This is a genomic window from Dyella terrae (genome assembly GCF_022394535.1).
Classification (GTDB): domain Bacteria; phylum Pseudomonadota; class Gammaproteobacteria; order Xanthomonadales; family Rhodanobacteraceae; genus Dyella.
This window is the reverse complement of record NZ_CP089414.1, coordinates 4,045,939-4,059,832: the sequence shown is the minus strand read 5'-3', so window position 1 is coordinate 4,059,832 and position 13,894 is coordinate 4,045,939. Positions and strand designations below refer to the sequence as shown.

Annotated in this window: 15 protein-coding genes; 6 read left to right on the top strand and 9 right to left on the bottom strand. The window is 65.1% G+C overall.

Going from position 1 to position 13,894, the window contains the following annotated elements; all coding sequences use genetic code 11:
• Positions 1–109: 109 nt before the first annotated feature.
• Positions 110–1,300, top strand: a complete 1,191-nt coding sequence (locus DYST_RS17790) for a hypothetical protein (RefSeq protein WP_239947170.1) — start codon at positions 110–112, stop codon at positions 1,298–1,300.
• Between the two features lie 27 nt (positions 1,301–1,327).
• On the opposite strand, the gene DYST_RS17785 is transcribed toward DYST_RS17790, so the two are convergent.
• Genes DYST_RS17785 through pdsR form a run of 3 tightly spaced genes read right to left on the bottom strand, consistent with a single transcriptional unit; the run spans position 1,328 to position 4,642 of the window.
• Positions 1,328–3,337, bottom strand: coding sequence for an ATP-binding protein (locus DYST_RS17785; RefSeq protein ID WP_239947167.1), 2,010 nt, complete (start codon positions 3,335–3,337; stop codon positions 1,328–1,330).
• 25 nt (positions 3,338–3,362) lie between these two features.
• Positions 3,363–3,953 (bottom strand): hypothetical protein, encoded by a 591-nt coding sequence (locus tag DYST_RS17780; protein WP_239947164.1) that lies wholly within the window; start codon positions 3,951–3,953, stop codon positions 3,363–3,365.
• The gene (gene pdsR / locus DYST_RS17775; RefSeq protein WP_102301390.1) at positions 3,953–4,642 is read right to left on the bottom strand and encodes a proteobacterial dedicated sortase system response regulator; all 690 of its coding nucleotides are present in this window, start codon (positions 4,640–4,642) and stop codon (positions 3,953–3,955) included. The genes DYST_RS17780 and pdsR overlap by 1 nt, the downstream gene beginning before the upstream one ends.
• A gap of 380 nt (positions 4,643–5,022) precedes the next feature.
• Here pdsR and DYST_RS24065 point away from each other — a divergent pair, with 380 nt between their 5' ends.
• The gene (locus DYST_RS24065; RefSeq protein WP_255409192.1) at positions 5,023–5,151 is read left to right on the top strand and encodes a hypothetical protein; all 129 of its coding nucleotides are present in this window, start codon (positions 5,023–5,025) and stop codon (positions 5,149–5,151) included.
• Between the two features lie 312 nt (positions 5,152–5,463).
• Here the strand turns inward: DYST_RS24065 and rpe are convergent, their stop codons facing one another.
• The 3 genes from rpe to DYST_RS17760 all read right to left on the bottom strand — a co-directional run bounded on the left by rpe (position 5,464) and on the right by DYST_RS17760 (position 7,409).
• Positions 5,464–6,144, bottom strand: a complete 681-nt coding sequence (rpe, locus tag DYST_RS17770; protein WP_239947163.1) for a ribulose-phosphate 3-epimerase — start codon at positions 6,142–6,144, stop codon at positions 5,464–5,466.
• Positions 6,145–6,243: 99 nt separating this feature from the next.
• Positions 6,244–7,056, bottom strand: coding sequence for a co-chaperone DjlA (djlA, locus tag DYST_RS17765; RefSeq protein ID WP_239947162.1), 813 nt, complete (start codon positions 7,054–7,056; stop codon positions 6,244–6,246).
• Positions 7,053–7,409, bottom strand: coding sequence for a c-type cytochrome (locus DYST_RS17760; RefSeq protein ID WP_239947160.1), 357 nt, complete (start codon positions 7,407–7,409; stop codon positions 7,053–7,055). The genes djlA and DYST_RS17760 overlap by 4 nt, the downstream gene beginning before the upstream one ends.
• Before the next feature lie 195 nt (positions 7,410–7,604).
• Here DYST_RS17760 and DYST_RS17755 point away from each other — a divergent pair, with 195 nt between their 5' ends.
• The 4 genes from DYST_RS17755 to DYST_RS17740 all read left to right on the top strand — a co-directional run bounded on the left by DYST_RS17755 (position 7,605) and on the right by DYST_RS17740 (position 9,904).
• The gene (locus DYST_RS17755) at positions 7,605–8,501 is read left to right on the top strand and encodes a phosphoribosylaminoimidazolesuccinocarboxamide synthase (RefSeq protein WP_239947158.1); all 897 of its coding nucleotides are present in this window, start codon (positions 7,605–7,607) and stop codon (positions 8,499–8,501) included.
• 4 nt (positions 8,502–8,505) lie between these two features.
• Positions 8,506–8,838: a DMT family transporter gene (locus tag DYST_RS17750; RefSeq protein WP_102301395.1), complete on the top strand. Its 333-nt coding sequence runs from the start codon at positions 8,506–8,508 to the stop codon at positions 8,836–8,838.
• The gene (locus DYST_RS17745) at positions 8,838–9,314 is read left to right on the top strand and encodes a DUF962 domain-containing protein (protein ID WP_239947156.1); all 477 of its coding nucleotides are present in this window, start codon (positions 8,838–8,840) and stop codon (positions 9,312–9,314) included. Before DYST_RS17750 ends, DYST_RS17745 begins: the two co-directional genes overlap by 1 nt.
• Before the next feature lie 182 nt (positions 9,315–9,496).
• Positions 9,497–9,904, top strand: a complete 408-nt coding sequence (locus DYST_RS17740; protein ID WP_239947154.1) for a hypothetical protein — start codon at positions 9,497–9,499, stop codon at positions 9,902–9,904.
• Positions 9,905–9,935: 31 nt separating this feature from the next.
• Here the strand turns inward: DYST_RS17740 and DYST_RS24205 are convergent, their stop codons facing one another.
• The 3 genes from DYST_RS24205 to DYST_RS17730 form a co-directional block, all read right to left on the bottom strand.
• Positions 9,936–10,640, bottom strand: coding sequence for a hypothetical protein (locus tag DYST_RS24205; protein ID WP_343214837.1), 705 nt, complete (start codon positions 10,638–10,640; stop codon positions 9,936–9,938).
• 45 nt (positions 10,641–10,685) lie between these two features.
• Positions 10,686–12,167, bottom strand: coding sequence for a hypothetical protein (locus tag DYST_RS17735; RefSeq protein ID WP_343214836.1), 1,482 nt, complete (start codon positions 12,165–12,167; stop codon positions 10,686–10,688).
• An 88-nt stretch (positions 12,168–12,255) separates the two neighbouring features.
• Complete coding sequence (locus DYST_RS17730; protein ID WP_239947152.1) at positions 12,256–13,587, bottom strand: APC family permease; 1,332 nt, start codon at positions 13,585–13,587, stop codon at positions 12,256–12,258.
• Positions 13,588–13,894 lie beyond the last annotated feature (307 nt).

Here is a 13,894-nt window from a genome sequence, read left to right as displayed (position 1 = left end):
CGAACCGAAGCCCAGCGCTAAGAAAGAGTCTGCTTGTTCGCCCGGGCTAGCACGCCTAACCTTGCGGCATCGGTGCACATGACGGCATCCGCAGGGGGAATCGATGGGTATGGACCGCTGTTGCCTGGTACTTTCCGGCCGCCTGCTCGACGGCCAGGACCCGGACGCCGTGCACGAACGCATGGCGGCAGCCTTCGGCATGGAGATGGCAGGGTTTCGCGAGCGCGTGTTCGCGCGGACGCCGCTGATCATCCGCCTCGGCCTGGATGCCGAGACCGCCGACGCGCAGGCGACCCAGTTGCGCGCCTTGGGCGTCGAAGCCGATGTATGGCCGGACGGCGACCGGCTGGTGTGGCTGCGCCGTGACAACCAGGTGCGTGGCCCCTTGCCGGAGGATGCCTTGGAGCGCTACGCCGAACCGGGCGACCAGTGGTGCCACGACGGTGGCCAGACCTGGTTTGCCTGGACGCCCACTCCAGCAGCGGAGGAACCGCCGCCGCTGCCACCGCAGGCGCAGGTACCAACGCAGCACCCTATCGACGACACGGCCACGCTCGAGCCTGAAGTCACCACCCCCGCGCCCCACCAGCCACCGCCGCTACCTGCCGCGCCCGTGACCAAGCCGGAGAGGAAGGCTTTCTCCTTCGCGGCCATCGTCACGGCGTTGGTCGCCTTGCTGGCGTTGTTCTGGCATCCCGCGTCGCCGTTCGCCTTGCTGCTGGCCCTGTGCACCCTGGTGTATCTGCATCCGCGCCCTGCCCTGCAAGGTCGCGTCGTGGCCATGGCTGCGGTGGTGCTTAGCGCCACCGCGCTGGTGATGTGGATGCATCGCCCGGCCCCGATGCCGGTGGCGCAACCTTATGTCCCGCGACCGTTGAAGCCGCTGTCGCATGGCGCACCGGGCACCGTCGCCGCGACCCAATGCGTGACACGTACCTCCGAGCCGAAGAATGAGGAGGATCGCTTCCTGCTCACCGGCGAACGCCTGCTCACCGGCCGCGCACAACGCAAGGGCGACACTTACGTCGCGGAAGCTGCGGTGGCGGTTGACAACCAGTGCCACCCCAGTGAGTTGCAGTTGTACGTGTTCCACAACGGCGTATTCATCGGCACCGTGCTCGACAAGGCCGCAAGTTTGGCGAGTACGAAACTCGCGGATTTCGACCTGGTGGACGACCAGCATTTGCGTGTCACGCTGGCTCAGTGCACAGACAAGCCGGCCGACTGCGCAGCGACCACCGTGCGGCAATTCGCAGTGATGCCGGGCGGTGGTGGCTGGACGCTGGGTGAAACCAAGTAGCGAATCGCGCTTACCGTCAGCGGCTGCTCAAAGTCGCTGACGCGGCATCCCATGCAGTTGCAGGGTGAACGCTACACCGCTGCCGTCGTCCAGGTTGCGGGCGATCGCCACACCACCATGACGCTCGGCAACGAGGCGCACCACGTAAAGACCCAGACCCAGATGCGGCGCATCGCCCGGCGTGGCCTTGTCGCGCAGGCTGACCAGTGAGTCGAACAGCCTGCCCTGCATCGCCGCCGGCAGCGGCGGCCCCTGGTTTGCCAGTTCGATCTCGGCGCCGCCACTGGTGGTACGCAGCGTGAGGCGCAACCAGCCACCCTCGGGAGTGAAGGACAACGCGTTGTCGAACAGCTTGTCCAGCGCCTGCGCAATCAGTTCCGGTGCGCAGTGCATGGTCATGGGCTCGTCGGGCAGCACGGCTTCCATCCGCCGCGTACCCGCGAGCGGGCGATAGGCGTCGCTGCAACCACGCACCACCGCGACCAGATCCACGTCTTCCGGCTCGGCCGCGGCAATCGCACGCTCCATGCGGCTGGCCTCGCTCATCGCACGCACCAGCTGGCCCAGCCGCGCCACGCCGTCGCGAGCGCGTTGCATGTAGGGCTGCGCATCGGGCGGCATGGCGTTGCCCTCCTGCAATGCGTGCTCCAGATTGTCGAGCGACGATTTGACGATGGCCAGCGGCGTGTTCAATTCATGCGAAAGCTTGGACGCCAACGTCCGTAAGTAGTCGGTGTAACCGCCCACCACCTCGAACAGGCGCTCGAAGCTGCGGGCCAGATCGCCAATCTCATCCTCTGCGGAGGTCATCGGGAAGGGGCCATCCAGACGTCCATCGTTCAACTGCGCGCGCTCCGCTGCATCACGCAAACGCCCCAGGCGAAGACTAAGACGAGTGGCGAAAATCAACAGGATGGCGCCTGCCACCAGCAGCACACCAAAGCTCGTCAGCAACAAACCCAACAAGGCACGATTGGCCAACAGGGGCACGGCGCGGCTGGCCTGCTCAAGCAGCAGTACACCGACGACTTGTCCATCCCGCTCGATCGGCACCGCAGCGGCAAGCACCACACTGCCCCGTGCCTCACCCTGCCGCCACAACGTAGCTGGTTTGCCAGAGCTTGCTTCGCGCACTTCGGTGACATCCAGGCGCGGCACGTCTTGCGTCCACAACTCTGCATCGTCGACCTGATCGGCCAGCAGGGAGCGATAGACCAGCGCGGCAAACCAGCCCGGTTGATCGCTTGGCGCCATGGTGGGCGTCGTCAAGCGACCGGTCTGCGCCAACAACCAGCCCTGTGGCGCGAGCACGCGCGCCTGGACTCCGTCGAGCGCCAGCAGGCCCAACTCCTTTGACAAAGCCTTGGAATAGTTGACCAGCGGACGGCTCTGCACCGCCTCGGGGTCGCCGCCCGTCGCCGGATCGAATACCGCCAAGCCAAGGCTGTCGAGCCCGCTGCGCGGCACGCGCAGTTCCACGCGATAGCCGCTGCCGTCTTCCTGCCATTGCACGGTAATGCGCGCGGGCAGGCCGTCGACCGGCGGATCCAACGGGCGAGGCGTCACCGGCCCGGGCGCGGCACTGGCGATCAAGAAGCGGCGCGATTGCCCACCCTTGCCGAGACTCAGCACGAGGTGATCGGCGCGCAAGGCACCGGGATCATCCGCATCGGCGCGGGTGCGCTGCGCGCTGCGCACATCAGCGTACAAGTAGAGCCAGTCTGCATCGGCGGCGAGCAGCAGCTTGCCGCGCTTGTCCAGCGGCTGGCTCCACGGCGTCAGCGGCGCCCAGTCGTCGCCGTAACCGTCGATGGTGATGGGATTTGCAGCGTCCTGTACGTACCACACAGGTCCGGCTGGCGGCAGCGGCGCATCGGTGACCACCAGGCTGCGCGCCATGGCACGCGCCGAGGCGGTGAGCGCCTGCGCCTGGCCTTCGCGCAGCAGCGTTTCCATCTGGCGCACGTAAAGCCAGCCGGCCATGGGAAGGGCCAGCGTACAGAGAGCGACGAGCAGGAGCTTGCGGCGGAGGGTCATGGGGCGACGATACCGAAAACGTGGCTCAATGCTGCGTCTTGGCGGCGCCCTGTTTGCCAGCCCCTTGCTTCATGTAGAGCGATTGCCCGGCCACGCGGCGAAACAGCGAGAGCAGATCCTGCTTCTGCGCATCGTCGTGCGCCAGCGTCATCGACCAGCTCAAGCGGATGTCAGTAGCGAGGCCAGGGTCGCAAAACACCACCGCGTCGTCCTTGTGATCCGTGCCTTCGTACAGCACGCCACGGCACGTCATCGACTTGTTATCCACCGCGAGCTCGCTGACCTTACCCTTGGGGTCCCGGTCCAGGTAGTGGTGCCGGTCGTCCTGCAACTCGGCTTCCAGCGAGGACAGTTTGGACGGCCAGACATTGAGCACCATCACGCGATCGGGCTCACCCGTCCATTCGCCCTTATAGAGCACCAGATTCACGCCAATCGCCTTGGCGTACATGCAGCAGTCCTGTGTCCAGCCATCGGGCAGATCAGTGAGGATGGCCCAGCCCGGCACGTCACGATCCGCCTGGCCGTAGACCATGACGCTCTTGTCGCCAGGACTGGCCGCCTGCACGGCTGACATCACCAACAACAGCAACAACGCAAAACACCAACGCTTCATCAAGGCTTCCACCGATAACCCACGCCATGCACCGTTTCGATGGCATCGAATTCCGGTGCCACGGCGATGAACTTCTTACGGATGCGCTTGATGTGCGAGGTGATGGTGGCGTCGTCCACCACCAGTTCCGCCTCGCGCATCAATTGGTCGCGATTCTTCACGTGGCCGGGGAAGCGCACCAGCGTGTGCACCATCCAGAACTCAGTGACGGTGAGCGGAATCTCTTCGTTGTTCCAGGTGATGCGCATGCGCTCGGATTCGAGCTTGAGCGGACCGTGCTCGATCACCGTCTCGCTGCTGGTCGGTACCTTGAGCGATTCGATGCGGCGAAACAGCGCCGCGATGCGCGCGGCCAGCTGGTGCAGGCTGGTGTCCTTGCTGAGGTAATCGTCCGCGCCCAGACGCAGGCCGGAGATCACATCGAAGTCGGAATCGCGTGCAGTGAGGAAGATGATCGGCAACGTGGCCGACTTGGCGCGCAACTCGCGGCACAGGTCGAAACCGCCCTCGGGCTCGTCGCCCAGGCCGATGTCGATAATGACCAGCTCGGGCAGGCGCATGGCGAAGGCGCTGGAGGCTTCCTGCCGCGAGCCGTAGCCGCGCGTTTCATAGCCAAAGCGGTTCAGCGCTTCGACGTAGTTCGCGCGGATCAACGGTTCGTCTTCGACGATGGCAATACTGCGGCCCATGATTCACTCCGAGATGGCAACGCCGCGCAGCGTGCAGCCTGAGCTCAAGGTTCGCAAGCCGTCTGGCCACGCTGCCCGCGTTTCGCCATGCCGGGCCGGCGTGGCGCCACACTCTGATGTGCACGGTTCACAGCTTGGTTCGCCTGCCCGGGCATGGGCCGATCTTGCCCGCGTTTTGCCACATTCGAGCCCCGAGCCATGCCCGCCGGGAGTCGCTCAATGGGGTCGTCAACCCAGGAACCTTCGTCCATGCGTCCCACCGGCCAGCCCAACGTCGACCCCAATGCTGAACTGCGCGGCTTCGAGCCCCTGCGCGTGTTGCTCGCCTTGGGTGGTCTGCTGCTGGGGCTGGTCATGAGCCTGCACTGAGGAGATCGCTCGTGAACGATATCGACCTGAACGACCCTTTCCTGTCTTCCGCCGTGGAAGCCTTGGAAGCGGCTGGTGCGCATGGAAGTGCGCCGGCCGCTGGGGCGGATGAACCCGACCCCGACTGGCAGCCCGTGTAAAGCCGTTCCTCTAGGCACGTTCCTTCCCCGCCCGAAAGGCGGGGATTTTTTTTGCGTGTTAACAAAGCGCTATCGCAAGGTGACGACGCAAGGACGGGAACCAAACCGCAAAATCCCGGTCTGAGTTCCTGACGGTCGATGGTTCTTGCCGTGGATCACCGGCCGTCGTGTGGTCTCCTCACACGTCGTTCCGACGAAACTTATCCCGGTGCCCTCGCGCCGGGATTTTCTTTTCTAGAGCCTGCTCAGAGTCGCCAAGAAAACGTAGCGAGCGCCCACCTGGCGGTCGCGCAGTAGTTTTGTTGGTGACTCTCAGCCGCGTACCGCGGCCAGTTCCTTGTGCATGGCCTCGACCACAGCCTTGTAGTCCGGCGTATTGAAGATGGCGGAACCAGCCACGAAGGTGTCAGCACCTGCAGCGGAGATCGCGCCGATATTGGCAGCCGTCACGCCGCCGTCGATCTCCAGGCGGATCGGACGGCCGCTCTCATCGATGCGGCGACGCACTTCGCGCAGCTTGTCCAGCGCGGACGGAATGAACTTCTGCCCGCCGAAGCCGGGATTCACCGACATCAGCAGGATCAGGTCGAGCTTGTCCATCACGTAGTCGAGCCAGGAAAGCGGCGTGGCCGGGTTGAACACCAGACCGGCCTGGCAGCCCGAGTCCTTGATCAGGCCGATGGTACGGTCCACATGCTCGCTGGCCTCCGGATGGAAGCTGATCACGCTGGCGCCAGCCTTGGCGAAGTCCGGCACGATGCGGTCCACCGGCTTCACCATCAGGTGCACGTCAATCGGTGCGGTGATGCCGTAGTCACGCAGCGCCTTGAGCACCATCGGGCCCATGGTGAGATTGGGCACGTAGTGGTTGTCCATCACATCGAAATGCACCCAGTCCGCGCCAGCAGTCAGCGCCTTGGCGGTGTCCTCGCCCAGGCGCGCGAAATCGGCGGAGAGGATGGACGGGGCGATGACGTTGGATTGCTTGCTCATGTTCGTTCTTCCTATAGGAGCGCGCCGACATGCGCGATCCGGGGTTTCAAGGCGACGGCAGTGGCGCACAGGGTGCGCCCCCACACGTGGACGCCCGGTTTACTTGAAGCCGCGTTCCGTCTTGATGCGCTCGTAGGCAGCATTGATCTCGCTGGCGCGCGACTCGGCCTGCTTGCGCATGGTCTCTGGCAGGTCACCCAGGCGATCGGGATGGTGTTCGGAAATGAGCTTGCGATAGGCGCGCTTCACAGCGCGATCGTCCACGTCGCGGGAAATGCCCAGCACGGTGTACGGGTCCGGCCCCTGCGTGTAGCGTTGGGGCGGCACGTAGCTGCCACCGTTGCCGCGCGAGCCGTAACCGCGCGAACCGCCGCCCGTGGCATTCCAGGCGTAGCCCTTCATCGCCATCAGCGCCATCAACTCCATGTCGCTCACACGCAACGCGAAGGCGAGCTGGCGCAGGATGGCCATTTTCTCCGGTGGCGGATTGCCTTCGGCCAAGACCGTGACGATCACCACGTCGAGTACGGGGAAGGCGTGATCGCGACGCAAGCCCACCCAGCGGCGCAATTGCTCGATGGCCGGGGTGACGTCGAACTCCGGCTGCTTGCCCGCGTTGAAGGCCGCGATGGCATGCTTGCGCTGGTCCTGCTCCAGGCCCATGCGCTGCATGAGGCTTTCGGTGACGGCAATTTCCGCCTCCGACACGCGGCCATCGGACTTGGCCACGGCGCCCAGCAGAGCGAACAGCGGGCTGATGTAACCGCCCGCTTCGGGCGTGGCGCGACGGCGCTGGCCCTGGCGCAAGCTGTCAATGATGAAGCCGGTGATGCCGCCGACGACGGCACCGGGCAGTCCGTGGCCGAAGATCAGCCCAAGCAGGGCGAGCCAGATGGTCCAGGTGAAATTCATGGGTTGCCTTGGTTGGACGGCATGGACGGCGTCTGCGCGCTGTACCAGCGTGCCAGTTCATCGAGGTCGGTATCGCTCATGGGGCCGATCGCTGCGCGCATCAGCGGCACGTTACGGCGACCGTCCCGGTATTGCTTGAGCGCTTCGCGCAAGTAGTCCAGCTTCTGCCCCGCGAGATTCGGGGCGCCCGGGATCTGCGCCATGCCGGTTTCGCCGTGGCAGGCCGCGCATAGGCCCAGCCGTGCGGGTTTGGGCTGGGGTGCAGCATGGGCCGACGCCAGCACGCCCCACGCCAGCGAGGCAGCGGCGAGGCTCCGGACGAGCGATGCGCGGTGATGGCGCGGCTGGACCATGACAAAGACCCGGGCTCAAAAAGCGCCGATTCTAGCAGCCGCCGAAAGGCCCGCCCGGATATGCCCCATCGGGCCCACGCCTCGCGCCCAGGCCGCACCCGCTACAATTGCCCGCTTGATCGCCGGCCTGTTCCGGGCCGTCTTCCCCGTTTTCCCGTCCTGCCGCGCAGGCCGGCCACCCAGGAGCGAAAGACCGTGCCCACCACCTTGCTGCAATCGAACCTCCCGGGCCTGGACCTGATCCACCGTGGCAAGGTGCGCGACGTCTACGCGCTGCCGGAAAACCGCCTGCTGATCGTGGCCAGCGACCGCCTTTCGGCGTTCGACGTGGTGCTGCCCGACCCGATTCCGGGCAAGGGCGAAATGCTCACGCAGATCTCCAATTTCTGGTTCGACAAGACCGCACACCTTGTGCCCAATCACCTGCTCGACGTGCCGCTGGCCGACGTGCTGCCCGTCGGCACCGACCTGAAGCTGTATGAGAAGCGCGCCGTGGTCACGCGCCGCCTGAAGCCGGTGCCGGTGGAAGCGATCGCGCGCGGCTACATCATCGGTTCGGGCTGGAAGGACTATCAGGCCACCGGCTCGCTGTGCGGCATCAAGTTGCCGACGGGTCTCAAGCAGGCTCAGCAATTGCCGGCGCCGATCTTCACGCCGTCGACCAAGGCCGCCGTGGGTGACCACGACGAGAACGTGAGCTTCGACACCGTCGTGGCCGCCGTGGGCCCAGAGCTTGCCGAGCAGGTCCGCGAGGCCACGCTGTCCATCTATAAGTGGGCGGCCGCGTACGCGGCCGAGCGCGGCATCATCATTGCCGACACCAAGTTCGAGTTCGGCACCGACGAGAACGGCAAGCTCTACGTGATGGACGAGATGCTCACGCCCGACTCCTCGCGCTTCTGGCCGGCCGACTCCTATCAGGTGGGCATCAGCCCGCCGAGCTACGACAAGCAGTTCGTACGCGACTACCTGGAAACGCTGGACTGGAACAAGAAGGCGCCCGGCCCACATGTGCCCGCCAATGTGATCGCAGCCACCGCCGGCAAGTACGCTGAAGCGCTGCAGCGTCTGGCCGACATCACGCTGGACTGATCCCGTGAAGGCCTGGCTGCTGCTTGGCACTGCCATCCTTGCCGAAGTCATCGCCACCAGCGCGCTGAAAGCCTCCGATGGATTCAGCCGCTGGTTGCCGAGCATTGCCGTGGTGATCGGTTACGGCATCGCCTTTTATTGTCTTAGCCTCACTCTTCGCCACATTCCCATCGGCATTGCCTACGCGGTATGGTCGGGCGTCGGCACCGCGCTGATCGCGTTGATCGGCGTGGTGGCCTACCAGCAGAAGTTGGACCTGCCTGCGATGCTGGGCATCGGCCTGATCGTGGCCGGCGTACTGGTCCTCAACCTTTTCTCGAAAAGTGGCGCGCACTGATGGCATCGACCGGATCGACGCAAGGCATGCAAGGCTGGCTCGACAGCTACAGCAGTGACCACCAGCACCCGACCAACCGCCTGCTGCACTGGGTCTGCGTGCCGCTGATCGTGTGGTGCGCCATCGCCATGATGTGGACCATCCCGGTACCGTCGATGGTCGGCCGCCCTGGGTTCTGGTCGGTATGTGCGCTGGTGCTTGCATTCACTTGGTATTGGAAGCAATCGCACCGTCTTGCCGCCGCGTTGTTCGTTGCGCTGGTGCTGTTGTGCGTGCTGACCGAATTCGCCTATCGCGCGCTGGGGCCGCATACGCTGTTGCTCACCGCTATCGGGGTTTTCGTGGTGGCATGGGTCGGGCAGTTCATCGGCCATGTCATCGAAGGTCGGCGACCGAGCTTCCTCACCGACCTGGCGTACCTGCTGGTAGGGCCGGCGTGGCTAATGGACAAGCTGCTGCGCCGCGCGGGAATCTAATCGCCTCACCCACTCGTCATTCCGGCGCAGGCCGGAATCCAGTGGCGTCAGCGTTCGATTTTTGCCATGTAATCTCGCGACCGTTGCCAAACACTATCGATTGACCACGCGACAATCCAACACCGTCGCCACTGGATTCCGGCCTGCGCCGGAATGACGAGCAAACATAGGAACATTGTCTAATGACCACCCTGCTCACTCTCGTCAGCACCCTGCTCTGGTGGGTGCTCTACAGCAGCATCGGCGCGCTGTTCTTCGCGATCATTGCGTGGTCGGTGTTGCGCTGGGCTGAGCGCTGCCCCGTGGTGTTCAACCGGACCTACTTTGCCTGCCTGGTATGGAACCTCATCGGGCTGCTGCTCGTCGCCGGTGTCGCCATGCACGAGGGACACACGAAACCGCCGTATGCGCCGCTGCTCGCTTCACCACTGCTGCGCGGCGCGCTGGTAGTGGACATGCTGATCGGCGTGTTCGTACTGTGGCGGCTCATCCCTCGCGTCGACGCCCATCGCGTCCGCCCTGCCAGCGCGTGCATGGCGGTGGCAGCGGTGATGGCCGTGGCGTTTGGCGCGGCGACCAGCTTGGCCTGACCGCGCGCTTCATTGCCGGAGCGCGCTTCGCTCAATAGCCGGTCTTGTGATTGGCTTCGCGCACCGCATCGATGAAGTGCGTAAACGGCCGATCAGTGATGGCGACCAGGCCGATGTGCGCGTTCTCGCCGTCGATCAGGCGCCCGGTCACGGGCTGGTCGACGTACTGGAACCAATGCACGCCGATGATGGCGGGATTGGCCACCGCATCAGCCACGTAATGCGCATACGCTTCGCCGCGCTGCTGTTCGTTCCATACCGGCGCGACACCCTTGCCGAATGGACCGCGATCGTCGGAACCGAAATGAAACTCGGAGATCAACGCCGGCTTGCCGAGCTTGGCAAAGGCCTCCGCATCGAACGCGTGTTCGGGCACGTCGGCATACCCATTGAAGCTCACTACATCGCAGAACTGCGCGCATGAGGCGACCGCCTCTGGCGTGTTCACGGCGAAACGCCCGCCCAAGAACAGGTGATGCGGGTCATGTTTGTGGATCGCCTGCGCGACTGTGCGGAAGTACTGATCCGCATACGTGCGCAGCCACGCACTGTAGTCATCGGCGATGGCCGGATGCGCGTCGTCCGGGTTGGGCGCGGCAAAGTTGGTGGCGTTGAGTGCTTCCCACGTGTCCAGCGTGATGCCCCATGCCGAAGCAAGCTTCGCTGGCGTGCCGTACTTTTTCTTCAGCTCGGCAATGAACGCCTGCTTGGCCGGGCTGCGCGCCTCGCCGCGCAAGGTTCCCTGTGCCAGCCCCCAGCGGCCCTGCGGGCCTTGTCCCGCTCACGCCAGCTCGTTGTCGGCGAAATAGCCCAGCATCCACGGATCGTCGCGCACTTCCTTTGTCGCCTGCGCCGCGGCCGTATCGGCGGCCTGTGCGAAGCGGGAATCGAACGGATCGGGCATACGCCCCCAGTAGTCGTAGCCGCTGGACACATTGCCGAACGTGCCGGCGATGTTCACCGATCGCGTATACGCTTTGCGATGCATCTGGCTCAGCGCGTCATCGCTCCAATTGCCCAGCGTGTTGAAGCCCCAGTGGTCAAGGCGATCAATGGTGCGCGCACGCCATGCCTGTCGCCAGTGGCGGCCATCGGCAAGGAACAGATTGGCCGAGTAGTAGTCGAACCATTTGCCCTGGTGGAACGCGATGCCGGTCGATGCCGTCTGGTCGCCGGCGGATTTGCCTGTGGTGCCGTAGAACGGTGCCCAGCGACCGCTGTCGGGCGGCAAGTCCTTGAACATGAACTCGCGGCCTTCGATATACGTGCGACCGCCGTCGTCATCAACGACGTTCACGCCCAGCGAGAAGAACGCGTGCCCTTCCGGCGTCACGAACTGCCAACGGCCGTTGCGCTGTTCGGTGCGGAACCAACCGGTGCCCTTGAACGCAGCAACATCGGTACGCCCACCATAGCGGTCGAAACCCTTGTGTGCTGTCGCCGTTGCCGGTGCAGCAGGCATCGCAGCGGCAGCCGTTGCGGCGCCTGCCTTGAGTTTGGGTTCGGGCTTGGGATGAGGCGTGCCACGCAAGGCATCGTCGGAATCCACTTTGCCTGCCCACTGGCCGCGCGTGTACTGGCCCCAGGCGTCGACGATGCCGGTGTAGGCGTCGCGCAGGTCGTGATCGCCACGCGAGGTGTCCAGTTTGCCGAACAGCAGGGTCTGCGCCGCCGTTGGCGCAGGCATGCTCAGGCGAACCGACTTCACGTGCGAGAGATCGAGCGAACCCTCCACCGTCGTCGCCACGAACAGCCGCTTACCGCCCGACACATAAGGCATCGGCGGCCCGGCTTGCATGCCCATCGCGCGCGGCGAGGTGGCATGCAACGGAATCACCAGGGTCTGCGGCGGGCCGGCGGGAATGCCAACGGTGGCATGTAGATGCTCACTCGGCTTCGCGCCATCAATGTCGACGGTAAGCGTGACGGCCCAGGACATCGCGTTCTGCATGTCCACGCGCAGCGAACCTTCCTTCGACCAATCACCCTTATCCAGCAGCACCGTCACCTGCGGCTGCGGCGACGGCTGGAACACGTAGCGCTGCAACGACATGTCGTCGACCGTGACGGGCTTGCCGTCGAGCGTCACGTGATCGAGCGTGGTCTGCGGCGTCGCGGGGGCCGGCGCAGTGCTGGCGCTGGATGCCGTAGCGGGCGCAGCGGCGGCCGCTCGACTGAGGTCGGCCCGATCGGTATCGCTGGCCTTATGGCAGCCCGCGAGGGCGAACAGGCAGGCAACAGCAAGGGGAGCGATCCGGTTCATCGGGGGCTCGACGCAAGGAAATGGCGGCAGTATGCCTGCGCCGTCTGAAGGCTACCTTGCTGGATCAAGGTCACGCATGAACGCAATTTCATGCTGCTCTCCGCTGCCACGCACGCCACGCGTAATACACCGGCGCGCCCATCGCGATGAGCAGCAAGCTCATGCCGGCGTCACCCGGCGAATGGATGGATGTGACCACGATGACACCCAGCACAGTCCCGACAAACAGTATCGGCAACAACGGGTACAGCGGCACGCGATAAGGCGACGGCTCGTCGCGGAAACGTCGGCGATACCAGAACAGCGTGGCGATGCCGAACGCGTGCGATAGCCACTCACCCACCGTGGTGTAGTCGACCAGTTGACCGAAGCTGCCGGAGAGCACCAGCACGATGGCCCAGCCACCCAGCACCGCCAGCGCCACGCGCGGCGCGTGCGAGCGCGCATGGATGCGGCCCACGGCGCTGAACAGCATGCCGTCCGCGCCCATGGTCTGCAGCACGCGGGCACCACCGGCGATGGCGATGCCGCAGTAGCCGAAGGTGGAACAGGCAATGCCCACGGCAATGAGCGTGGCGCCGCTTTGGCCGAACAGGTGGCGCATCAGGTCGGCGGCTGGCGCCTGACTCGCGGCCAGCCCCGCATGCCCCAGGCCCGCGAGGTAGGCAAAGTTCACCAGCACGTAGCACACCACCACGCCGCCCAAACCCAGGCCAAGCGCGCGGGGCAAGGTGCGCTGCGGGTCGCGTACTTCGCCAGCGAGATCGTTGAGGTAGTGGAAACCACCGTAGGTGAAGAGCACCGGCAGCAACGCGCCAAGGATCGCACTGGACGGCATGACGTGCGTGGTGTCGGTCGCCAGCACCTGGCCGAACTGCCCATGGGCGAGGATCACGCCGACCACCACGACCAGCGCAATCGCCGACAGCTTGAGCAGGGTGAACAGGTTGAGCATGCGCGAACCGGCGCGGATGCCGAAGAAGTTGACGCCCACGATAAAGGCGATGGCGCCGGCCGCCACCGGCTTGACCCACAACTGCGGAGACAACCCGATCGCCGTGCAGAAGTAATCGGCGAAGGTGGTCGCCACCGCCGCCACGCTGCCGGGGTAGTTGATCAGCGCCATGGTCCAGCCGAACAGGAAGGCCGGAAGCTGCCCAAAGGCTTCGCGTAGATAGATGTAGACGCCGCCCGCTTGCGGCCTGCGCGCCCCAAGCTCCGCGTAGCAGAGCACACCCGCCAACGTGAGCAGGCCACCCACGGCCCAGAGCGTCAGCAGCTGCGCGCCGGACGACGTGCGCTCGGCCACCGTCGAGGCGCTGCGGAAGATGCCCGCGCCGATCACGCCACCGATCACGATGGCCGCCGCATCCCAGGTGCCCAGGCGACGCACGTATGAAGTAGATGTCTCAGCGGTCATGGGGCGGCGCAGGGTCCTGCACGATGGATGGAGCACCGAAGATAGCGGACTGCGCCACGATGTACGACTGACGCCTTGCCTACGCGACCCGGCTCCCGGTGAGCACGACTTGACCGCACGCCCTTGAGCCCCACGGCACCCATGCGGGACGCGGACGGCAATCCACACGACGATTTCTCATGGCGACCAGTAGTTTTTCGCTTCCGACCAAGCCCGAACGGCACGATAGTCCCGACTTGCGTCACTCACGCGATCCCCTGCGCATCCCCACTGACGATCGTTCGGAGGCACCATGAGCACCGTCGCA

Bases quoted from the DNA above. Each gene is read 5' to 3' on its own strand.
- DYST_RS17790 (WP_239947170.1), top strand. From the start codon at position 110: ATGGACCGCTGTTGCCTGGTACTTTCCGGCCGCCTGCTCGACGGCCAG.
- DYST_RS17785 (WP_239947167.1), bottom strand. From the start codon at position 3,337: ATGACCCTCCGCCGCAAGCTCCTGCTCGTCGCTCTCTGTACGCTGGCC.
- DYST_RS17780 (WP_239947164.1), bottom strand. From the start codon at position 3,953: ATGAAGCGTTGGTGTTTTGCGTTGTTGCTGTTGTTGGTGATGTCAGCC.
- pdsR (WP_102301390.1), bottom strand. From the start codon at position 4,642: ATGGGCCGCAGTATTGCCATCGTCGAAGACGAACCGTTGATCCGCGCG.
- rpe (WP_239947163.1), bottom strand. From the start codon at position 6,144: ATGAGCAAGCAATCCAACGTCATCGCCCCGTCCATCCTCTCCGCCGAT.
- djlA (WP_239947162.1), bottom strand. From the start codon at position 7,056: ATGAATTTCACCTGGACCATCTGGCTCGCCCTGCTTGGGCTGATCTTC.
- DYST_RS17760 (WP_239947160.1), bottom strand. From the start codon at position 7,409: ATGGTCCAGCCGCGCCATCACCGCGCATCGCTCGTCCGGAGCCTCGCC.
- DYST_RS17745 (WP_239947156.1), top strand. From the start codon at position 8,838: ATGGCATCGACCGGATCGACGCAAGGCATGCAAGGCTGGCTCGACAGC.
- DYST_RS17740 (WP_239947154.1), top strand. From the start codon at position 9,497: ATGACCACCCTGCTCACTCTCGTCAGCACCCTGCTCTGGTGGGTGCTC.
- DYST_RS17735 (WP_343214836.1), bottom strand. From the start codon at position 12,167: ATGAACCGGATCGCTCCCCTTGCTGTTGCCTGCCTGTTCGCCCTCGCG.
- DYST_RS17730 (WP_239947152.1), bottom strand. From the start codon at position 13,587: ATGACCGCTGAGACATCTACTTCATACGTGCGTCGCCTGGGCACCTGG.